Here is a 21582-nt window from a genome sequence, read left to right as displayed (position 1 = left end):
GCGGTCGCCACGGATTTATCGTCCGTCCCGATCGTGGTCGCCGGTCCAGGAGACGCCCACACGCGTTTCAGGGGTCTCGACGCGGAAGCGGGGCAGGGCGTCCGGGTAGTTGTCGCGGACGAAATTGACGAGGAATTCGCGTACGTCGCACTTGAGGTCCCAGGAGGAGGGCGAGTCGGCGGCGCTCATCAGGGCGCGCAGCTCGACGAGCCCGTTGGGCAGCACGTCGGTGACCTGGAGCGTCCAGTCCTTCTGGTCCCAGAGCGGGTTGCCCTGGAGGAACTCGTACAGCGCGTCGCGCAGTTTCGGCACCGGCACGGCCCAGTCGACACGCAGGAACACCACCGCGAGCACGCGGCTGCCGTGCCTGGTCCAGTTCTCGAACGGGTTCGTGGTGAAGTAGGAGACGGGCAGCACCAACCGCCGCTCGTCCCACAGGCGCAGCACCACGTACGTGAGCGTGAGCTCCTCGATCCGGCCCCACTCCTTCTCCACCACGACCACGTCGTCCAGCCGGAGCGCGTCGCTGAAGGCGAGTTGCAGTCCGGCCAGCATGTTGCCGATGGTCGGCTGGGCGGCGATGCCGACGACGGCGCCGGCGATGCCGGCCGAGGCCAGCAGCCCGGCGCCGAGCGCCCGTACCTGCGGGAAGGAGAACAGCATGGCGCCGAGCGCGATCACGATGATGACCGCGGCGGCGATGCGGCGCACCAGCGCGATCTGCGTCCTGATCCGCCGCGCGCGGCGGTTGCGCTCCCCCTCGACGAGCACCAGCCGGTCGAGCACGACGTCCGTCATCGCGTACGTCGCCTGGATGATCAGCCAGGTCACCGTGCCGATGGTGAGCAGCGCGATGACCCGGTCGACCGTCTGGGCCAGGCTGCGCTCGCCGGCGCTCTCGCCGAAGAACCCGGGCGCGAACACCAGGTTGCAGGCGACCGTGACGGCCACGAAGAACGCCGGCCATGTGCAGTGTTCGACCAGGTGACGGGCCAGGGCCCATTTTCGTCCGACCCGTGACAACACCCGGCGGACCACCTCCACCAGGAGCACCGCTCCGACCACCGAGATGACGAGGATCGGCCAGGCTTCCGGTGACTGCACGCTTCGCGCCCCCTATGTTCTAGAACGTTTCGTCAAAGGTCACATTTCCCTCAACCGCCACTTGATACGCAGAGACACGCCGCTCGAAGAAATTGGCCAGTTCCTGCACGTCCTGCAACTCCATGAACGCGAACGGGTTCGCCGTGCCGTACCGGCGGGGCAGGCCCAGCCTGGCCAGCCGCCGGTCGGCGACGTACTCCAGGTACTCGCGCATCGGCGCGGCGCCCATGCCGGGCATGCCGTCGCCGCACAGGTCGGCGGCGAAGGCCAGCTCGGCGGCCACGGCCTCCTCCAGCATGCGGGTGACCTGCGCGCCCAGCTCGTCGTCGAACAGCTCCGGCTCCTCGGCCCGTACGGTGTCCACGACGCTGAAGGCGAACTCCATGTGCATGGACTCGTCCCTGAACACCCAGTTCGTCCCGGTGGCCAGGCCGCCGAGCAGGCCGCGGGAACGGAACCAGTAGACGTAGGCGAACGCGCCGTGGAAGAACAGGCCCTCGACGCAGGCGGCGAAGCAGATGAGGTTGAGCAGGAACCGGCGGCGCTCGGCACCGGTCTCCAGCCGCCGCAGCTCGTTGATCGAGTCCATCCACCGGAAGCAGAACGCGGCCTTGTCCCTGATGGACGGGATGTGCTCGACCGCGGCGAACGCCGTGGCCCGCTCGCCCGGATCGGGCAGGTAGGTGTCCAGCAGCGTCAGGTAGAACTGCACGTGGACGGCCTCCTCGAAGAGCTGCCTGCTCAGGTACAGGCGGGCCTCGGGGGCGTTGACGTGCTGGTACAGGTTGAGCACGAGGTTGTTGGCCACGATCGAGTCGCCGGTGGCGAAGAAGGCGACCAGCCGGTTGATCAGGTGCCGTTCCTGCGGCGTCATCCTGGCCAGGTCCGCCAGGTCGGTGTGCAGGTCCACCTCCTCGACCGTCCAGGTGTTGCGGATGGCGGCGCGGTAGCGCTCGTAGAAGCCGGGGTAGCGCATGGGCCGCAGGGTCAGGTCCATGCCGGGGTCCAGCAACATCGGGGGGCTCCTCACTGGCAGGCTTCGCAGACGTCGGGGTTCTCCAGGGAGCAGGCGACCACCTCCGGGTCGGCCTGGACCGTGGTCTGGGTGATCCGGGTCGCCGGGCGCGAGCGCAGGTAGTACGTCGTCTTCAGGCCCCGCCGCCAGGCGTAGGCGTACATCGAGGAGAGCTTGCCGATCGTGGGGGCGGCCATGAACAGGTTGAGCGACTGCGACTGGTCCACGTACGGCTGGCGCGCGGCGGCCAGGTCGATCAGCGCCTTCTGCGGCAGCTCCCACGCCGTGCGGTAGAGCGCCTTGAGGTCGTCGGGCAGGCCGGGGAGCGCCTGGACCGAGCCGTCGGCCCGCTTGATCGCGTCGCGCGTCCGCGGCGTCCACAACCCGCGCGCCTGGAGGTCGGCCACCAGGTAGCGGTTGACCTGGAGGAACTCGCCCGACATGGTCTCCCGTTTGAACACGTTGGACACCTGCGGCTCGACGCACTCGTAGCAGCCGGCGATGGAGGCGATCGCGGCCGTCGGCGCGATCGCGACCAGGAGCGAGTTGCGCAGCCCGGTACACGCGATCCGGTCCCTGACCGCGTCCCAGCGCGGGGTGCTCGGGACGAAGTGGTCGGGGTGCAGCACTCCCCCGGCGGCCCGGGTGTCGGGGTAGGCGGGGTGCCGCCCGCGCTCGGCGGCCAGGTCGGCCGACGTCTCGTGGGCGGCCAGCGCGATCTCCTCGGCGATCCGCGTGGACAGCTCCAGCGCCCGCGGCGAGTCGAACGGCAGCCGCAGCACGAAGAACACGTCGGCCAGGCCCATCACGCCGAGCCCGATCGGCCGCCACCGCCGGTTGGCCGCCTCGGCCTGCGGCGTCGGGTAGAAGCCCAGGTCGATGCTGCGGTCGAGGAAGCGCACGGCCGTGCGCACGGTCGCGCGCAGCCGCTCCCAGTCCATGTCCCCGTCCATGTCCCCGCCATCGGAGGCCAGGTGGGCGGCCAGGTTGACCGAGCCCAGGTTGCACACGGCGGTCTCGGCGTCGCTGGTCACCTCCAGGATCTCGGTGCACAGGTTCGACAGGTGGATGACGTTGCCGGGGCGGCCGGTCTGGTTGGAGGCGCGGTTGGCGGCGTCCTTAAAGGTCATCCAGCCGTTGCCGGTCTGCGCGAGGGTGCGCATCATCCGGCCGTAGAGCGCGCGGGCCGGGACCTGGCGGGCGTACCGGCCCTGCTCCTCGTACGCGCGGTAGGCCCGGGTGAAGTCGTCGCCGTACAGGTCGGGCAGGTCGGGCACCTCGTCCGGGTCGAACAGCGACCACACGCCGTCGGCCTCGACGCGGCGCATGAACTCGTCGGGGATCCAGTTGGCCAGGTTGAGGTTGTGGGTGCGGCGGGCGTCCTCGCCGGTGTTGTCGCGCAGTTCGAGGAACTCCTCGATGTCGGCGTGCCACGTCTCCAGGTAGACGCAGGCCGCGCCCTTGCGCCGGCCACCCTGGTTGACCGCGGCGACCGAGGCGTCCAGGGTGCGCAACCACGGGACGATGCCGTCGGTGTGGCCGTTGGTGCCCCTGATCAGGCTGCCCCGCGACCGCACCCGGGTCCACGAGACGCCGATGCCGCCCGCGTACTTCGACAGGCGGGCCACCTGGCCGTACCGCTCGTAGATCGAGTCCAGGTCGTCGCGGGGCGAGTCCAGCAGGAAGCACGAGGACAGCTGCGGCCGGCGCGTGCCGGAGCTGAACAGCGTGGGCGTGCCGGGCAGGTACGACAGCGTGGACATCAGCGTGTACAACTCGGCGGCCTCGGCGACCGTCTCGGACAGGCCGCACGCCACGCGCAGGAAGAAGTGCTGGGGACGTTCCAGCACGGCCCGGGTGCGCGGGTGGCGCAGCAGGTAACGGTCGTGGACCGTACGCAGGCCGAAGTACTCGAACCGGTCGTCGGCCTCGTGCGTGACCAGCGCGTCCAGCTCGGCGGCGTGCGCGGCGACGAAGGCGGCCAGGCCGTCCTGGATCAGCCCGGCCGCGTGGCTCGCCGCGATCGACTCCGGGAACGTGCGCACCCCCTGACCGGCCGCCTCCTCGGCGATCTCCTCGGCCAGCAGCCGCGCGGCGACCCGGGAGCCGGTGGGATCGGCGATCACGCGGGCGGCGGCCTCCTCGATGGCCAGGCGGCGATCGGCCCTCCCGGGCCCACGGACGGACTCGGCGATCTGCGTCACGTGCGTCTCCTCGCGTTCGTCCCGGTGGGGGCGCGCGGGCGGGTGAGGGCCTGGTGCGGACCGCCGCTTTTCCCGGGTCTGTCCAGCGCACATGACGGCGGTCGTGCCCGATCACCGCTGCGGGGCGGCCCCTGAATGGCACCGGGTTCCCAGTTGCTCCGCCTCCGTGGAGGCGAACCAGCGACGACCTGGATCGTACATCTAGTGGCCGTTCCCGCAACTACCCCAGCATGTTGTGGCTCTGCTACTGGCGAGCAGCCCAAGATCACGCAGTACGGCCTGGGTGCGCTCGACCTCGGAGGTGAGCCACACCTTGAAGTCGTCCCCGCTGAGCGGGATCGAGATCCACCCCGCGGCCCGGCACGCCCGCCGCCACGAGGGCGAGGAGGTCACCTCGTCGCACATGCGCACGGCCGACTCGCGGCCGTCCTCCGTCATGTCCTCGGGCCCGACGGCCGCGGCCCAGTCCGCGAAGTCCACGCGTACGCCGGACTCCAGCAGGGTCGGCACGTCGAGCCCCGGCACCCGCCGGGCGCACGACACCGCCAGCGCCCTGACCCGGCCGGCGTCGATGGCCGCTCGCCAGTCGCCGAGCAGGCCCGCCGCGGCCGCCGCCTTGCCGCCGAGCAGCGCCGAGACGGCCTCGTCGCTGCTGGGGTAGCCGGTGTAGTCGATCTGCCTGGTGTCGGCGCCGAGCCCCTTGGCGATCAGGCCGAACAGCAGGTGGTCGGGCTCGCCCTGCGGGCCGCCGGCCAGCATCGTACGGCTCGGTTCGGCGCGCAGGTGGGCGCCGAAGTCGTCGAAGTCCTTGAAGAGGGAGTTGACCGGCACGACGACGACCTCGACGTCGCCGGTCAGCCTGGACAGCGGGGTCGCGGTGTCGAGCAGGGTCTGGCCGTTGTTCAGCTCCGAGGCCGCCAGCGCGGGCAGCCCGGTCACGGTGATCTTCGTACCGGTGGGGCTCGTGCCGACGCCGGAGGCGCGCGCGGCGGCGGCGAACGCCTGGCCGACCCGGGCCCAGCGGCTGCCGTCCGCGCGGATCGAGAACCGGGCCGTGCCGCCGGTGACATGCTCGCTCCCGCAGCCGGCGGCGCACGCCGCCGCGCCCAGGGTCCACGCCAGGAACCGCCGACGGCGCATCCGCCCTCCCCCGAGCTACGCGAGTACCGTCATTACCTAAAGTTATTGACACTTCACTCGCTGTTACACATCGGGGTACAGTTACCCGAAATTTCGGCGTATACCGGTGTCAGTCCGGCTTCTTGGCCACCCCGGCCATCAGGGACGACGGCAGCGACCAGTCACCCACCAGCTTGGGCCGGTCCGGCCGCCAGTCCACGGCCTGCACCAGACCGGGCGGATCGAGCACGAAGCCGCCGAAGAAGCCGCGGATCTCGGCGGGGCTGCGGTCGGCCCCGCCCGAGCGCGACGAGCCGCGGTAGACGCCCCGCGTCTCCTCCTCGTCGGACAGGCGGGCCATCGAGGTGGCGTGGGAGATCACGAGGTGGCTGCCGGGCGCGACCGCCTCGCGCAGCGCGGCCACCGCGTCCTGCGGGCCGGCCGCGTCGGGCAGGAAGTGCAGGATCGACACCAGCACGATCGCGACCGGCCGCGACAGGTCCAGGAACCGGCCCGCGTGGGCCAGCACCTCGCCGTGGTCGAGCAGGTCGGCTTCGAGGAAGGCGGCCCTGCCCGATCCGGCGAGCAGGGCCCTGGCGTGGGCGGCGACGACCGGGTCGTTGTCGACGTAGACGACCCGGGCCTCCGGCGCGACCTCGTGCACGCTGCCCTGCGTCGGCAGGCCGCTGCCGAGGTCGAGGAACTGGGTGACCCCGGCGGCGCTCACGTAACGCACGGCACGCTGCAGGAAGGCCCGGTTCGCCCGGGCCAGCGGGACCGCCTCCGGGACCAGCTCGGCGAGCTGCTCGATGGCCAGGCGGTCGACCGCGAAGTTGTCCTTCCCGCCGAGCATGTAGTCGTACATGCGTGCGAGATTGGGCGTGTGGGGGTCGGACTGCCGCACACTATCGAATTTATGTGGTGTGCAGCCGGATAACACTACCTTGAGGGAATTGTGGCTGAATTTATTCGACAGTAACGCTCTTGGCGAGATTGCGAGGCTTGTCCACGTCCCTGCCGAGGGCGACCGCCGCGTGGTAGGCCAGCAGTTGGAGCGGGATCGTCAGCAACATCGGGTCGAGCTCGATCTCGTTCTTCGGGATCACGATCACGTCGTCGGCCAGCTTGCCGCCGGGCTCGCGGTGGCCGACCATGAGCACCTGGCCGCCCCGCGCGCGGATCTCACCGAGCGTGGTGAGGTTCTTGTCGAGCAGCTCGTCGTCGGGGACGACCGCGACCGTCGGCATGTCGGGGCCGATCAGCGCGAGCGGCCCGTGCTTGAGCTCGCTGGCCGGGTACGCCTCGGCGTGCACGTACGAGATCTCCTTGAGCTTCTGCGCGCCCTCGCGGGCCACGGGGTAGCCCCTGACCCGGCCGACGAACATCATGCTCGGGTGCTTGGCGTACTTCTGCGCCAGCTCGGCGATCTTGTCGCCCTGGGCGAGGATCTCCTCGATCTGGCCGGGCAGCCGGCGCAGGCCCTCCACGATGCGCCGCCCGTCGGCCGGCGACAGGTCGCGCACCCGGCCCAGGTGCAGCGCGAGCAGCGCGAAGGCGACGGAGGTCGAGGTGAACGCCTTGGTCGAGGCGACCGACACCTCGGGCCCGGCGTGCAGGTAGATGCCGCCGTCGACCTCGCGGGCGATGGCGCTGCCCACGGCGTTGACGATGCCGATCACCCGGCCGCCCTTGCGCTTGAGCTCCTGGACGGCGGCGAGGGTGTCGTAGGTCTCGCCCGACTGGCTGATCGCGACGTAGAGGGTGTCGGGGTCGACGACGGGGTTGCGGTAGCGGAACTCGCTGGCCGGCTCGGCGTCGGCGGGGATGCGCGCCAGCTCCTCGATGAGCTGCGCGCCGATCTGCCCGGAGTAGTACGCCGACCCGCAGCCGATGATCTTCACCCGGCGGAACGAGCGGGTCTCGCGGGCGTCCATGTTCAGGCCGCCGAGGTGGGCGACGTGGAAACGCTCGTCGAGGCGGCCGCTCATCGTACGGGTGATCGTCTCGGGCTGCTCGGAGATCTCCTTGAGCAGGTAGTGCTCGTAGCCGCCGGTGTCGTAGTGGCCGGCGTCCCAGTCGACGGTCAGCGGCTCCTTGGCGGTCTCGCGGGCGTCGCCGGTGAAGGTGTGGAAGCCGTCGGCCTTGAGCACGGCCAGCTCGCCGTCCTCCAGGTGCACGACCTGGCGGGTGTAGCGGACCAGGGCGGCGACGTCGGAGGCGGCGAACATCTCCTTCTCGCCGATGCCGATCACGATCGGGCTGCCGTTGCGCGCCACGACCACCTCGCCCGGCCGCTCGGCGTCGATCACGGCGATCCCGTACGTGCCGACGATGGTCTTGAGCGTCTTCCTGACCGCCTCCTCCAGCGTGTCGTTCTCGTCGGCGGCGCGAGCGATCAGGTGGGCCAGGACCTCGGTGTCGGTCTCGGACAGGAACTCGACGCCGTCGGCCACGAGCTTGGCGCGCAGCTCGCCGGCGTTCTCGATGATGCCGTTGTGCACGACGGCGATGCGCTGGTCGGCCGACAGGTGCGGGTGGGCGTTCTCGTCGCTGGGGACGCCGTGGGTGGCCCAGCGGGTGTGGCCGATGCCGTGGTTGCCCTTGAACCGGACCGGCACGACCTTGGCCAGGTCGGCGACCCGGCCCTTGACCTTGCGTACCTTGAGCCCCTTGTTCGACACCACCACGCCGGCCGAGTCGTAGCCCCGGTATTCGAGCCGCTGCAGCCCTTCGAGCAGGATGGGCGCCGCGTCCTTGGGGCCCACGTAGGCCACGATTCCGCACATCGAGGTCTCCTCTTATCCGTAAACGATCCTGCGGAGCTGCCGCAGCGACAGCTCTGGTGCCGCTACCCGGCGTGCGGGTAACTCGGCGGCGATCCGGGGGAAGATCTCGTCGTTGGTGAGGCCGCGGGCCTTCAGCTCGCCGTGACGGCGGCGTACGAACTCCTCGACCGGCTCGGAGAAGTACGCCAGCACGTCGGCGACCACGCGGGCCGCCTCGCCCGGGTCGAGCGCGCTCGTCCGGGTGAGGTGGTCGATGAGGTCTTCGTAGGGATGCCGCGCCGTTGACACAAGCGAGGACACTACGCACATGGAGCGAGACACGCCAACATCCTGCCCGGAATCGGGCAGGATTTAACTCCAGAGCGGTTCTCCGGCTTCCCATTCCTTGCCGAACCCCATGGATCTCATCCGTATCATCCGGCCCGTCTGACACATCCCTTTCTGGGAATGGTTACGGTCGGTAGTCCTGTAACGCCGTTCCGTGGGGAGATGTCATGCAGCTCCGGCTCGCCGCCGTCCTGGCGGCCAGCGTGTTCACCACCGTCGGCGGCCCGGCGGCCACCGGCGTCACCGCCGTCACCGCCGTCCCCGGTGTCCGGGAGCAGGGGCGGCAGGCCGACTTCACGGCCGCGGCCGCGGAGTTCGGGGTGCCGGTGAGCGTGCTGCTCGGGGTGTCGTACCTGGAGTCGAGATGGGACGCCAACGGCGGCCGGCCCAGCACGGCCGGGGGCTACGGCCCGATGCACCTGGTGGACGCCGTACCGGCCGGGCAGGCGGACGGCGGCGAGGGCTTCGCGCCCGGCGACGCCAGGGGCGACGACGCCCGCCCGATGCCCCGGCGGGCGATCCGGCACGCGGCGGCGTACCGCAAGTCGGCGGTGCCGGAGTCCGAGGAGACCCTCGCGCCGGCCGGACGCCTGGCCGGGCTCGCGCCGCGCACGCTGCGCGCGGACCCGCGCGCCAACATCAGGGCCGGCGCCGCCCTGCTCGCCTCCTACCAGCGCCGCCCCAGCCCGGACCCGGCCGACTGGTACGAGGCGGTCGCCCGGTACTCGGGCACCCGCGACCCGCTCGCCGCGCGGGCCTTCGCCGACGAGGTGTTCGCGGTGATGGGCGAGGGGATGTCGCGGCGTACCGACGACGGCTTCGACGTGCGCCTGGAGGCGGTGCCCGGCCTGCGCCGGCCGCCACCGGCCAAGAGCGGCGCGGACGACGACTGGGACGGCGACGGGGAGGGAGGCTGGGACGGCGACGGCTACGACGACGATGACGACGCGTTCTTCTTCCCCGACATGGAGACCGAGGGCGATGACGACTCGGAGTCGGCCGCCGAGTCCGACTGGGACGTGCCCGCGCCGGAGGAGATGCCGCTGACCGCCGCGAACCCCCAGGCGGAGTGCCCGAACACGCTCAGGTGCGAGTGGATGCCCGCCGCCTACAAGCGGTACGGCAAGAAGAAGGACCACGACTACGGCAACCACGACCGGGTCGAGGGCCGCCGGCAGGTCGACTACATCGTCATCCACGACACCGAGGGCACCTTCCAGGGCATCCCGTCGATGGTGCGCAACCCGAGGTACGTGAGCTGGCACTACACGATCCGCTCCCGCGACGGCCACGTCGCCCAGCACGTGCCGACGAAGGACATCGCCTGGCACGCCGGCAACTGGGACGTCAACGCCCGCTCGATCGGCATCGAGCACGAGGGCTACCTGGCCAAGGGCGCCTGGTACACCGAGGCGATGTACCGCTCGTCGGCCAGGCTGGTGCGCTACCTCGCCGGCCGGTACGGCATCCCGCTCGATCGCGCCCACATCCTCGGCCACGACAACGTGCCGGGGGCCACGGCGGAGGCGGTCTCGGGCATGCACGAGGACCCCGGGCCGTACTGGGACTGGGCGCACTACTTCGAGCTGATGCGCCACCCGATCAAGGGCGACGGCTCGGGCTCGTCGGTGATCATCCGCCCCTCCTACGACGCCAACCAGGCGTACTTCACCGGCTGCGCCAGCACCAAGCCCGGCCGGCGGTGCCCCGCGCACGGCGCGGCCAGCGTGTGGCTGCGCAGCGCGCCGAGCCCGACCGCCCCGCTGGTCACCGACCTCGGCAAGCACCCCGGGCCCAAGCCCAGCACGTACAGCGTCTACGACCACAGCGCCCGCGCCTCGACCGGGCAGCGGTTCGCGGTGGCCGGGCGGGAGGGGGACTGGACGGCGATCTGGTACCTGGGCCAGCGGGCCTGGTTCTACAACCCGGCGTCGGCGCCGACGGCCGTGCCCGCCAAGGGCCCGCTGGTCACGCCGCTGGCCGCCGGCACCAGGGTGTACGGCCGCGCCTATCCGGAGAGGTCGGCGTACCAGGGGGCGGCGGTCCAGCCGCTGACGCCGCTCAAGTACCGGATCGGGCCGGAGCAGTCGTACTCGCTGGGCGGCACGGTCACCGGCTCCTACTACGCCGCCAACGCCTTCAACCCGGCCAGGCACGTACGGGTCACGGGGTCCGTCCGGTACCACCAGATCCAGCTCGGGCACCGGATCATGTTCGTCCAGGCCAAGGATGTGCGCGTCATCCGCTGAATTTCGCCCCACGGGGCTCAGGCTGCGCACGGGCACTCCGGGAAGACGATATGGTTTTCCCGTGGCCCCGCGAGTTCGCGGGGGATTCACGCGGAAGTGGCTCAGTGGTAGAGCATCACCTTGCCAAGGTGAGGGTCGCGGGTTCGAATCCCGTCTTCCGCTCGGAGTCATACTCCTGGTGGAGTGGCCGAGAGGCGAGGCAGCGGCCTGCAAAGCCGTCTACACGGGTTCAAATCCCGTCTCCACCTCGGTGGTACAACGGAGTCCTCGGGTTCCGGTAAAGTAAGTGCGCCATGCGGAAGTGGCTCAGTGGTAGAGCATCACCTTGCCAAGGTGAGGGTCGCGGGTTCGAATCCCGTCTTCCGCTCTGAGTGACAACTCAACAAGGACGATTAGCTCAGCGGGAGAGCGCTTCCCTGACACGGAAGAGGTCACTGGTTCAATCCCAGTATCGTCCACACACTCCCTTCGGGAGTCAGGCCGGGTTTCGGTCCGGTCCGGACGGCAGTCAAGCCCCAGCGCACGGCAGCAGCCGTACGACTGGGGCTTTTCGCTGTCCGGCCTCACAGCTCCTCACTGTCCGTCTTGCGGCTTTTCGCTGTCCGGCTCACAGCTTCTCGTGGCCGGCGGGTCACAGGAACTCGTGCGGGCCTGTGGGGACGGGCTCGCCGGGCCGGAGGTCGGCGCGGTCGTCGTCGGACAGGCCGGTGAGGATCACGGCGAGCTCGGCGCGGGTGTGGATGCCGAGCTTGCGGTAGATGCGGGCCAGGTGGGTGTCCACGGTGCGCTTGCTGATCGACAACGTCGTCGCCACCTCCAGGTTGCTCATCCCGCGCAGCACCAGGTCGGTGACCCGGCGTTCGCCGACGGTCAGCACGTGGTCGTCCTGGCCGGGCACGAGGACTGCGGCGCGCGCCGGGGCGGTGGCGGCGCGGTGCTTGTCGGCGAGGGCGGCCAGGCGGACCGCGCCGCAGTCGGCGGCCAGCCGCAGCGCCAGGGCCAGCGTCTCGTGCGCCTTCCCGTCGTCGCCGGCCTGCCGCTGGGCGATGCCGAGGCGCAGCAGGGCCCTGGCGTGTTCGAGCCGGGCGCCCCGGTTGGCCAGCAGGGCGACGGCCTCGTGCAGCATGTCGAGCCGGACCTCGCCCTCGTGGGCGATGCTGCCCGCGCTGAGCGCGCGGGCGACGACGGTCGGCGCGCCCCAGGCGCGGGCCAGCTCCAGTTCGCGTTCGGCCACCATGCGGGCCGCCGAGCGTTCCCCTGACAACACGTACGCCAGGATCGAGTTCGTGCCCCAGGGCACGCAGGCCGGGTTCGTGATGCCGGCGGCGGTCAGGCGGCGTCCGCACTCCAGCAGGGTCAGCAGGCCGTCGCGCGGGCGGCCCTGGGCGAGGCGGACGCGGCCCAGGGCGTCGAGGGCCTGCCCGGAGATCATCGGGTGCCAGTCGCCGTACGGGGCCACGGACTTCAGCGCGGACTCGGCCGCCTCCAGGTCGCCGAACTCCACCAGCACCCGCGCCGCGCAGGCGGCGGCGGCCACGTGGAAGCCCTCCGCCTGGCACTCGCGGGAACTGGCGACGGCGGCCTCGGCGTCGGCCAGCCCCGCCTCCAGGCTGCCGAGCTGGTAACGCACCTCGGCCCTGGTCAGCAGCGCCAGCGCCAGGCCGGTGCCGGAGCCGGCGTCCCGGGTCTCGCTGACCAGCCGTTCGGCCCAGTAGGAGGCCTCGTCGAGGCGGTCGCCCCACACCAGCGGCAACACGGCGGCCACCGGCACGGCGCCCTGGCCGTCGAGGCAGCGCCGGGTCTGGGCGAGCATGCGCGACATGCTGCGGCCCCGCGCGCCGGTGGCCAGGGCGAGCACGCTGAGGAACTCCCTGGCCGCCGGGCTGACCAGCGTGCCGAGGGAACGGCCGAGCTGGCGCAGGCCGAGCCGCCCGGCCGAGCGGCCCCACAACAGCGCCTGGGCGGCGAACACCAGCAGCAGGTCCGTGCCGGCGAGCGACGGGGTGGCCGCGGCGGTCTCGGCCGCGCCGGCGAAGACCTCGGCGGCCTCGGCGGAGTTCGCGGTGACCAGGATGTCGGCGAACGGCGCCAGCGACATGAGGGCGTGCGGGGCCAGCCGGACCCGGCCGTAGACGGTGCGCAGGTGCCGCAGGCAGGCGGGCAGGTCGCGGTGCTTCTCGACGGCGCCCAGCTCGGCGGTGACCTCCAGCACGGTGTCGGGGTCGTCGGTCTCGGCCAGCGCGCGGTGCAGGTAGCCGGTCGCGTCCTCCCACGAGTGCTTGGCGGCGGCCTCGCCGGCCGCCTCGCGCAGCACGGTGACGGTGAGCGGGTCGCCGGTCGGGCCGGCCGACATCAGGTGCCGGGCCGAACGCCTCAGCGGCGCGCCGAGCCGGTACAGCAGCGACGCGGTACGGCGGTGCAGCCGGTCGCGCTCGCCCGGGTCCATCCCGGCCAGCACGGCCTGCTGGATGCGCGGGTGGGCGAAGCGGTCGGGCGGCGTGCCCGTGACGAGCCCGGCGCGGCGCAGCGTCTCCCCCGCCGCCCTGGCGGTGTCCTGGCCGTGCCCGGCGATCATGGAGGCGACCTCCATGCCGTCCTCGGGCGCGACGATGGCCAGGCTGCGCAGCAGGTCCACGCCGGCCGCGTCCACGCCTGAGCCGCTGCCGGACAACCAGCCGAGCGCGGTCTCCGTCAGCGCCAGCGCGCCGATCTCCAGCACCCGGGGCAGCTCGGCGCTCACCGGGCGCACGCCGGACCTGGCCAGCCGCCCGGCCAGCTCCCGCAGCAGCAGCGGGTTTCCCTGGGTGAGCCGGTGGCAGGCGAGCGCGATCTCCTCGCCGACCGGCTCCTCCGTGCCGAGCACGGACTCCATGAGCAGTCCCGCGCAGGTGGCGCACAGAGGCGCGGGACGCAGCAGCCGCGTGTAGGGCAGGGCGGCCAGGTCTCTGGCCAGGTCGTCGGGGCCGCCGGTGTCGGCGGTGGTCAGGACCATCGCGATGGGCAGCCCGTCGAGCCGCCTGGCGATGTAGGAGCACCACTGGGAGGACTGCGGGTCGGTGTGGTGCACGTCGTCGACGGCGATGATCAGCGGCCGGTCGCCGGTGAAGGAGCGGGTGGCGCGGTAGAGACCGTGCAGCAGGTCGGGCGTGACGGGACGCCCCCGATCGAGCCCGCCGCCGAGCCCACCGCCCAGATCGGAGCCCAGGTCGGAGCCCAGGTCCGGGCCGGCGGCGGCGCCCCCTGGACCCGCGCCGGGCGGGACGGTCGGCGGCGCGCGGCCGGCGCTCATGAGCGGTTCGAAGAGCCGGCGGACCACGCCGAACGGGTGGTCGCGCTCGGTCGGGTGCCCCCGGGCCATCAGCAGCAGCGCCCCGGTCTCCACCCTGGCCGCCAGGGCGGCGTTGAGCAGGGTGGTCTTGCCCATGCCACGAGATCCCTGGATCAGGAGCACGGAGGGGCCGCCGGCACGGACCCTCGACAGCGCCTCTCGGATCGCCTCGGTCTCGACGTCACGGTGTAGCAGCGGCTGCCCCGAAGACATCGCTACTCCCCACAGTCTGGCCCCCCTGAAACTGTCCACCAGGATCATGCCGCCTCGGGCGGGCGGGCTGTCAATACCTACGCTCACAAATCCGACTAATCCGGACTATTGGCAGCTGGTGCAACTGGACCCGCCCGCGGCGGCCGCATGCGCATTCCCGACGGACCAATACGTATTTTCGCCCTCCGTACCGCTGAAATGCGTACGCCGGAATTACGTCTTTACACCGGATCCGGCCCGGTGCGACTCTGCGATCAACCGATATGGACCCGATACGGGGAGGGTCATGGACCGCCCACGTCTCAAGGCGCACTTCACGCCTCAGGTGATCGACGGGTCGAAGGTGTTTCTCCTGGCCGAGGGTCAGCACTACCTCGTCCAGGCGGCGGGGGCCGGGAAACTCCTTCCCTACCTGGACGGACGGCGTACCGTCGCCGAGATCGCGAGCGCGCTGAGCGAGGAGGTGCCGCTCCCGCAGACGCTCATCGCCATTCGTAAATTCGCCGCATTCGGCCATCTCGCCAATGGCCGTCCCGATTGGCCGGACGCCACGCTGGCATTCTGGGACGCGCAGGGAATTGACCCCGTGCACGCCCACGACGCGCTCTCGCGTACCGAATTCACGGTCGTGGCCTGCGAAGGGGCCGACGCCGCGCCGGTGGTACCGGTATTGCGTGAGCACGGATTGCGTATACGTACGAGGAGCGTGGAGGAGGAGGCGGCCGGGCCCGGGGGCACGCTGTCGGTCGTGGTGGCCGGGGACTACCTCGACCCGGCGCTCGACCGGCTCAACGCCGCCTACCTGGCCGCCGGGCACCCGTGGGCGCTGGTCAAGCCGGGCGGGATCACGCTCTGGGTGGGGCCGGTGTTCCAGCCCGGACGTACCGGCTGCTGGGCCTGCCTGGCGCAGCGGCTGGCCGGGAACCGGCAGGTCGAACGGTACCTGGCGGGCAAGCGCGGCGGCGGGGTGCCGTACCACCCGGCGCGCGAGTCGGCGCCGGCCGGACCGGCCGTGGCGGGCGGCCTGCTGGCCGTGGAGCTGGCGCGGATCGCCGCGGGGGCGGCCTCCTCGCGGCTCGAAGGCCGGATGACCACGATCGACCTGCGCACGCTCGGCGTGGCCGAGCACACCATGGTCCGGCTGCCGCAGTGCCCGGCCTGCGGCGACCCCACCCTGATCAGCGAGCGCAGTCCCAAGATCGCCCTGTCGGCGCGCAGCGCCCGGCACGTCACCGACGGCGGCTACCGCATCGAGCCGCCCGCGCGTACGTACGCCCGGCTGGAGAAGCACATCAGCCCGCTGATCGGGGCGGTCACGCGGCTGCACACCTTCGCCGACCAGGACAACGGCGTCACCTACAGCTTCACCGCCGGCCACAACTTCGCCATGATCGGCGACAACATGGACCTGCTGCGGCGCAACCTGCGCGGGCAGAGCGGCGGCAAGGGCCGTACCGAGGTGCAGGCCAGGGTGAGCGCGCTGTGCGAGGCCATCGAGCGTTACTCGGGCGTGTGGCGGGGCGAGGAGCCGGTCACCGAGGCCGCCTACGCCGACCTCGACCCCGAGGTGGCCGTGCATCCGGAGTCGCTGCTGCACTTCTCTCAGGCCCAGTACGCCGGCCGCGAGGAGTGGAACAAGGACCCCGCCCACCGGCTGCACCTGGTGCCCGAACGGTTCCGTACGGACCTGCCGATCGACTGGTCGCCCGCCTGGTCGCTGACCGAGGAGCGGGAGCGGCTGGTGCCCGCCGGGTACGCCTGGTACGGCCACCCCGACCTGGAACGCCACTTCTACTGCGTGGGCGACTCCAACGGCAACGCCTCGGGCAACTCCGTCGAGGAGGCCGTCCTCCAGGGCTTCTGCGAGCTGGTCGAGCGCGACGCGGTGGCCCTGTGGTGGTACAACCGGGCCCGGCGGCCGGCCTTCGACCTGGACTCGCTGCGCGACCCGTACGTCGACACCGTGCGCGAGTTCTACCGGGGCATGGACCGCGACCTGTGGCTGCTCGACATCACGACCGACCTCGGCATCCCGGCGTTCGTGGGGGTCTCGCACCGTACCGGGCATCCGGTCGAGGACGTCATCGTCGGGTTCGGCGCGCACCTCGACCCGCGGATCGCCGCCATCAGGACGCTGACCGAGGTCAACCAGTTCCTGCCCTCGGTGGAGCGGCGCGACGAGCGGGGCGAGACCCTCTACCTGGACGACGACGTCGCCACGCTGGCCTGGTGGAAGGAGACGAAGCTGGCCGAGCAGCCGTGGCTGGTGCCCGACCCGGCCCTGCCTGCCCGCACGCTGGGCGACTACGCGCGATCGGACGGCGGCGACCTGGCCGGTGACGTGCAGACCTGCGTGGCCAGGGCCGCCGCGGCCGGGATCGAGGTCATCGCGCTCGACCAGAGCCGTCCCGACCTGGAGCTGAGCGTGGTCCGGGTGATCGCGCCCGGCATGCGGCACTTCTGGCGGCGGCTCGGCCCCGGCCGGCTGTACGACGTGCCGGTCTCGCTCGGCTGGGTCCCCGAGCCCCGCGCCGAGGACGACCTCAACCCGACCAGCGTCTTCTTCTGACCGGTTCGCGGGTCCTTGGACGTACGGAGAGGAGCGGGCCATGGACGAGACCAAGCTGCGGCTGCGGCGGGACGCGGAGCTGAACGAGACGGACGGCGAGGTGCGGATCTCCGCGCCGGCCGGCTCGCTCGGGCTGCGCGGCCTCGACGCCGGGACCGCGGCCGCCCTGCGGGTCCTGGCCGCCGGCGACGCGGGCGAGACCGCGCTGGCCGCGACGGTGGGCGAGGCCGGGCTGCTGCGCTGGAACCTGCTGGTCCGCCGCCTGTCCGCGGCCGGCCTGCTGGAGTACGCGGCGGGCGGGGCCCGGCTGCGGCCGGTCGGGGCCGGCCGGGTGGAGCCCGCCCCCGCGCCGGCGGCGGGCACGCCGGTCCGGATGTCGCGTTTCGCGGTCGTCACCGCCGGGGACGGCGTGCTGACCGTACGCTCCCCGCGCAGCCCGGCGGTGGTGGAGCTGTCGCCCGCCGCCTGCGGGCTGCTCGGCGCGCTGGCCACCTGGACCACCCCTGAGGACCTGGCCGCGCACGCCCCCGCGCAGGCGCTGCGGTTCCTGGCGGCGGCGGGCGTGCTGGCCACCGGCCCCGAGGACGGCGACCTGTCCTCGGCGCAGTGGCACCCGCGCGACCTGTGGCTGCACGCCCACAGCCGCGGCCCCCGCTACACCGGCCGCTACGGCGGCACCTACGCCTTCTCCTCCCGCTTCGGCCCGATGCCCGCCGATCCCCCGCCGTTCGCCGGCGAGCGGATCGAGCTGCCGCGCCCCGACCTGGAACTGCTGGCCAAGACCGACCCGAGCCTGACCGACACGCTGGAGCGCCGCCGTTCCCTGCGCGAGCACGACCAGGACGCGCCCATCACGCTCGCCCAGCTCGGCGAGCTGCTCTACCGGTCGATGCGGCGGCGGGCGGTGTTCACCTCGCCCGACGGGCAGGAGCTGGCCGACCGGCCCTACCCCTCCGGCGGCTCGGTCCACGAGCTGGAGGTCTACCCCCTGATCGTGTCCTGCCGGGGCGTCGAGCCGGGTTTGTGGCACTACGACACCGCCGGGCACGCCCTGGAACTGGTCTCGCCACCCTCGCCCGCCGTACGGGCGCTGGTCGAACGGGCGAAGTCGGCGGCCCAGCTCACCCGGGATCCGCAGGTGGTGCTGACCGTCACCGCCCGCTTCGGCCGGGTGATGTGGAAGTACGAGACCATCGGCTACTCGCTGGTGCTCAAGCACGTGGGCGTCTTGTACCAGACGCTCTACCTGGCCGGAACGGCCATGGACCTGGCCGTGTGCGCGCTGGGCGGCGGGGACGCCGCCGACTTCGCGCTGGCCAGCGGACTGGACTACCTGACCGAGGGCAGCGTCGGCGAGCTGATCGTCGGCAGCCGGGGGTGAGGCGCACATGACGGCACGACGGCAGGCGGGGACGGCGCGATGAAGTTCCGGTTCAAGGCGTTGCAGCGGATGCGGGAGCCCGACGAGCTCGACTCGCCGACGTTGCTGGCCTCCCCGCGCGGGTGGATCGCCACGTTCGTGGTGCTGATCATCGTGGTGGCGGCGGGGGTGTGGTTCTTCGCCGGGCGGTTGCCGATCACCGTGCCCGCCGTGGGCCTGCTGACCCATCCGGGGGGCACGGCCCGGTTGCAGAGCCCGTACGGCGGGACCGTGCGTTCGATGTTGCTCCAGCCGGCCGACGCGGTGCGGGAGGGCCAGGCGGTGGCGGTCATCGCCGCCGACGGCGGCACGGACCGGGTGGTGCGCAGCCCGTTCACCGGGCGGGTGGTCGCCGGTTCCGCCGTGGCCGGGCACGTGGTGCGGGAGGGCGAGGAGTTGCTGCTCGTCGAGCGTACGGACGCGCCGGGCGACCGGCTGGTGGCCATGTTGTTCGTGCCGGTGGACCGGGCGATGGGCGTGGTGCCGGGCAAGCCGGTCGATCTGTCGGTCTCCTCGGCGCCGCCCGGCGCGTACGGGCTGCTGCGCGGCCGGGTCCAGTCGGTCAGCGCGTACCCGGTGATGACAGAGCAGGCGGCCGACCTGGTGGGCGGCGAGGACCCGGCGCGCGGCTACCTGCGGAACACGCCGTCCAGGCTGGTGATCGTCGATCTCGTACGGGATCCGGCGACGCCGTCCGGCTACGCCTGGTCGACCAGGAAGGGGCCGCCGGTGGGCCTGCAGTCGCAGGTCTCCGTCAGCGGCGCGATCGGGCTGGGCAGCCAGACGCTGTTCGACCTGCTGCTCGGGCGCTGAGGTGAGCCGCGTGACCGCCCCCGCTCCCCGGCCGAAGGAGGGATGCGTGACCACGACCAGCGCCCCCGGGAGGGACGTGTGACCACCACCGGCGTCCCCGAGCAGGGGCATGCGGACCCGGCCCCCGGGAAGACCCCGGGAAAGGGCCCAGGGAAGGGGGGCGCGTCCGCTTCCCCGGCGGCCCCCGTACGGCGGCGGTGGAGATGGCGGCGGCGCACGCCGACGGTGATCCAGATGGAGGCCGTGGAGTGCGGGGCCGCCTCGCTGGCGATGATCCTGGGCTACCACGGCAAGTTCGTGCCGCTGGAGGAGCTGCGCTCGGCCTGCGGCGTCTCCCGCGACGGCGCGAAGGCGTCCAGCGTGGTGGCCGCCGCCCGCCGCTACGGGCTGATCGCCCGGGGTTTCCAGATGGAGGCGGACGACCTGCGCTCGCTGAGCGAGCCGGCCATCGTGTTCTGGGCGTTCCAGCACTTCATGGTCCTGGAGGGGGTGCGCAGCCGGTTCGGCAGGAAGGCCGTCGCGGTCAACGACCCGGCGGGCGGACCCCGGATGATCGACTGGGACGACTTCGACTCCGGGTTCACCGGCGTGGTGCTGACGTTCGAGCCTGGCCCGGACTTCCGGCCGGGCGGGCGGCCCACCCGGGTCGGCCAGGCCCTGCTGGCGCGGCGCATGCCGTCGGGGCGCGCGCTGCCGCTGGTGCTGCTGGCCAGCCTGCTGCTGGTAGTGCCGGGCATCATCGGGCCGGCGTTCAGCCGGGTGTTCATCGATCGGATCCTGACCGGGCGCGATCCGGGTTACCTGGTGCCGCTGCTGTTCGCGATGGGGGTCACCGCGGTCGTGGTGTTCGTGCTGACCTCGGTGCAGCGGCACTACCTGCTGCGCCTGGAGATACGGCTCAGCCTGGTCAGCTCGGCCCGCTTCTTCCGCCATCTGCTGCGACTGCCCGTGGAGTTCTTCCTCCAGCGGCGTCCGGCCGAGGTGGCCAAGCGGGTGCAGGCCAACGACGGCGTCGCCGAGATCCTCTCCCGCGACCTGGCCGTCACCCTGGTGAACCTCGTCCTGGTGCTGTTCTACGCGGCCGTGCTCATCCGGTACGACCTGCTGCTCGGGCTCGTCGGGGTGTCGATGGCGCTGCTGAACATCCTGGTGTTGCGGCAGGTGTCGCGGGCGCGTACCGACGCGGTGGCGGCGTTGCGGGCCGACCTGGGGAACCTGACCTCGACGACGTTCAACACGTTGCAGCTCGTGGAGACGGTCAAGGCGACCGGGGCGGAGCCGACGGCGTTCCAGCGGTGGGCGGGGTTCCTGGCCAAGGCGGTCACCGCCAAGCAGCGGCTGGGCGTGGCCACGGCCACGCTGACCGTCGTGCCGCCGCTGCTGGCCGGGATCAACAGCGGGCTCATCCTGCTGATCGGCGGGCTGCGGGTGGTGGACGGCGTGATCAGCGTCGGCATGCTGGTGGCCTTCCAGACGTTGCTCAACGCCCTGTCCAGGCCCGTCACGCAGCTCACCAACCTCGGCGGCCAGCTCCAGGACATCTCGGCCGACATCTGCCGCCTGTACGACGTCGAGAAGTACCCCATGGCCAGGACGTTCGAGCGGCGCGAGACCGCCGGGGCCGCCGAGCCCGACCTGAACGGCCGCCTGGACGGACGGCTGGAGTTCGCGGCGGTGACCTTCGGCTACAACACGCTCGCCGCCCCCGTCATCAGGGACCTGTCGTTCACCGTGGTGCCCGGCCGCCGCGTCGCGATCGTCGGCAACTCGGGCAGCGGCAAGTCGACCGCGGGCAAGCTGGCCGCCGGCCTGTACGTGCCGACCGCCGGCCAGGTGCTGCTGGACGACCGGCCGCGCGACGACCTGCCGAGGGCCGTGGTCGCCGCCTCCGTCGCATACGTGGACCAGGACATCACTCTGTTCGAGGGCACCGTGCGGGACAACCTGACGTTGTGGAGCGACGACGTGCCCGACGAGGTGGCGGTCTCCGCGCTGCGGGACGCGGCACTGTTCGACCTGATCGCGGCCCGGCCCGGCGGCCTCAACAGCCGGGTGCTGGAGGGCGGCAGGAACCTCAGCGGCGGCCAGCGGCAGCGCCTGGAGCTGGCGCGGGCGTTGTCGGTCCGGCCCACGCTGCTGATCCTGGACGAGGCGACCAGCGCCCTGGACCCGGAGACCGAGCGGATCATCGCCGACAACCTGCGCAGGCGCGGCTGCGGCTGCCTGATCATCGCGCACCGGCTGTCCACGGTCCGCGACGCCGACGAGATCATCGTGCTCGACCGCGGCGAGGTGGTCGAGCGCGGCCGGCACGCCGAGTTGCTGGCGCTCGACGGCCACTACGCCGAGCTGCTCAGAAGCTCACGCAAGAACGGCGACGCGACATGAGGGCGCACGACGACGGCGCGGCGTCGTGCGCGTGGTCGTGCACGGGG

Annotated in this window: 13 protein-coding genes and 4 tRNA genes; 9 read left to right on the top strand and 8 right to left on the bottom strand. The window is 72.1% G+C overall.

Annotated elements, in window-relative coordinates; genetic code table 11:
* Nucleotides 1–15 precede the first annotated feature (15 nt).
* The 7 genes from IEZ27_RS06830 to IEZ27_RS06800 all read right to left on the bottom strand — a co-directional run bounded on the left by IEZ27_RS06830 (nt 16) and on the right by IEZ27_RS06800 (nt 8516).
* A complete protein-coding gene (locus IEZ27_RS06830) occupies nt 16–1104 on the bottom strand; it encodes a mechanosensitive ion channel family protein (RefSeq protein ID WP_189646403.1) in 1089 nt (362 codons plus the stop codon).
* 19 nt (nt 1105–1123) lie between these two features.
* A complete protein-coding gene (locus IEZ27_RS06825) occupies nt 1124–2119 on the bottom strand; it encodes a ribonucleotide-diphosphate reductase subunit beta (protein ID WP_189646402.1) in 996 nt (331 codons plus the stop codon).
* A gap of 11 nt (nt 2120–2130) precedes the next feature.
* The gene (locus tag IEZ27_RS06820) at nt 2131–4323 is read right to left on the bottom strand and encodes a ribonucleoside-diphosphate reductase subunit alpha (RefSeq protein WP_229823515.1); all 2193 of its coding nucleotides are present in this window, start codon (nt 4321–4323) and stop codon (nt 2131–2133) included.
* A 201-nt stretch (nt 4324–4524) separates the two neighbouring features.
* Nucleotides 4525–5463, bottom strand: a complete 939-nt coding sequence (locus IEZ27_RS06815; protein ID WP_189646400.1) for a Bug family tripartite tricarboxylate transporter substrate binding protein — start codon at nt 5461–5463, stop codon at nt 4525–4527.
* 109 nt (nt 5464–5572) lie between these two features.
* Nucleotides 5573–6346 carry an SAM-dependent methyltransferase gene (locus IEZ27_RS06810; protein WP_229823501.1) on the bottom strand — a complete coding sequence of 258 codons (774 nt, stop codon included), beginning with the start codon at nt 6344–6346 and terminating at the stop codon, nt 5573–5575.
* Nucleotides 6347–6407: 61 nt separating this feature from the next.
* Nucleotides 6408–8228 carry a glutamine--fructose-6-phosphate transaminase (isomerizing) gene (gene glmS / locus IEZ27_RS06805; protein ID WP_189646399.1) on the bottom strand — a complete coding sequence of 607 codons (1821 nt, stop codon included), beginning with the start codon at nt 8226–8228 and terminating at the stop codon, nt 6408–6410.
* A gap of 12 nt (nt 8229–8240) precedes the next feature.
* Entirely contained in the window at nt 8241–8516 is a 276-nt protein-coding gene (locus IEZ27_RS06800; RefSeq protein ID WP_125635369.1) for a hypothetical protein, read from the bottom strand.
* 206 nt (nt 8517–8722) lie between these two features.
* On the opposite strand from IEZ27_RS06800, the gene IEZ27_RS06795 reads away from it, so the two are divergent.
* The 5 genes from IEZ27_RS06795 (at nt 8723) to IEZ27_RS06775 (ending at nt 11262) form a co-directional block, all read left to right on the top strand.
* On the top strand, nt 8723–10804 hold the full coding sequence (locus IEZ27_RS06795; RefSeq protein WP_189646398.1) for an N-acetylmuramoyl-L-alanine amidase: 2082 nt from the start codon (nt 8723–8725) through the stop codon (nt 10802–10804).
* 90 nt (nt 10805–10894) lie between these two features.
* Nucleotides 10895–10966 (top strand) — tRNA-Gly (locus IEZ27_RS06790).
* Nucleotides 10967–10981: 15 nt separating this feature from the next.
* Nucleotides 10982–11052, top strand: a tRNA-Cys gene (locus IEZ27_RS06785).
* A gap of 47 nt (nt 11053–11099) precedes the next feature.
* Nucleotides 11100–11171 (top strand) — tRNA-Gly (locus tag IEZ27_RS06780).
* A gap of 19 nt (nt 11172–11190) precedes the next feature.
* Nucleotides 11191–11262, top strand: a tRNA-Val gene (locus IEZ27_RS06775).
* Nucleotides 11263–11435: 173 nt separating this feature from the next.
* On the opposite strand, the gene IEZ27_RS06770 is transcribed toward IEZ27_RS06775, so the two are convergent.
* Nucleotides 11436–14345, bottom strand: coding sequence for an ATP-binding protein (locus IEZ27_RS06770; RefSeq protein ID WP_189646397.1), 2910 nt, complete (start codon nt 14343–14345; stop codon nt 11436–11438).
* 286 nt (nt 14346–14631) lie between these two features.
* On the opposite strand from IEZ27_RS06770, the gene IEZ27_RS06765 reads away from it, so the two are divergent.
* The 4 genes from IEZ27_RS06765 to IEZ27_RS06750 are packed head-to-tail and all read left to right on the top strand — an operon-like array spanning nt 14632 to nt 21535.
* A complete protein-coding gene (locus tag IEZ27_RS06765) occupies nt 14632–16914 on the top strand; it encodes a TOMM precursor leader peptide-binding protein (protein WP_189646396.1) in 2283 nt (760 codons plus the stop codon).
* A gap of 40 nt (nt 16915–16954) precedes the next feature.
* A complete protein-coding gene (locus tag IEZ27_RS06760; RefSeq protein WP_189646395.1) occupies nt 16955–18295 on the top strand; it encodes a SagB family peptide dehydrogenase in 1341 nt (446 codons plus the stop codon).
* Nucleotides 18296–18334: 39 nt separating this feature from the next.
* Nucleotides 18335–19147, top strand: coding sequence for an HlyD family efflux transporter periplasmic adaptor subunit (locus IEZ27_RS06755; RefSeq protein ID WP_125635357.1), 813 nt, complete (start codon nt 18335–18337; stop codon nt 19145–19147).
* A 42-nt stretch (nt 19148–19189) separates the two neighbouring features.
* Nucleotides 19190–21535 carry an NHLP family bacteriocin export ABC transporter peptidase/permease/ATPase subunit gene (locus IEZ27_RS06750; RefSeq protein ID WP_189646394.1) on the top strand — a complete coding sequence of 782 codons (2346 nt, stop codon included), beginning with the start codon at nt 19190–19192 and terminating at the stop codon, nt 21533–21535.
* The last annotated feature ends 47 nt before the right edge of the window (nt 21536–21582 follow it).

Source organism: Nonomuraea spiralis (assembly GCF_014648435.1).
Lineage (GTDB): Bacteria > Actinomycetota > Actinomycetes > Streptosporangiales > Streptosporangiaceae > Nonomuraea > Nonomuraea spiralis.
This window is presented reverse-complemented; position numbering and strand designations above follow the sequence as displayed.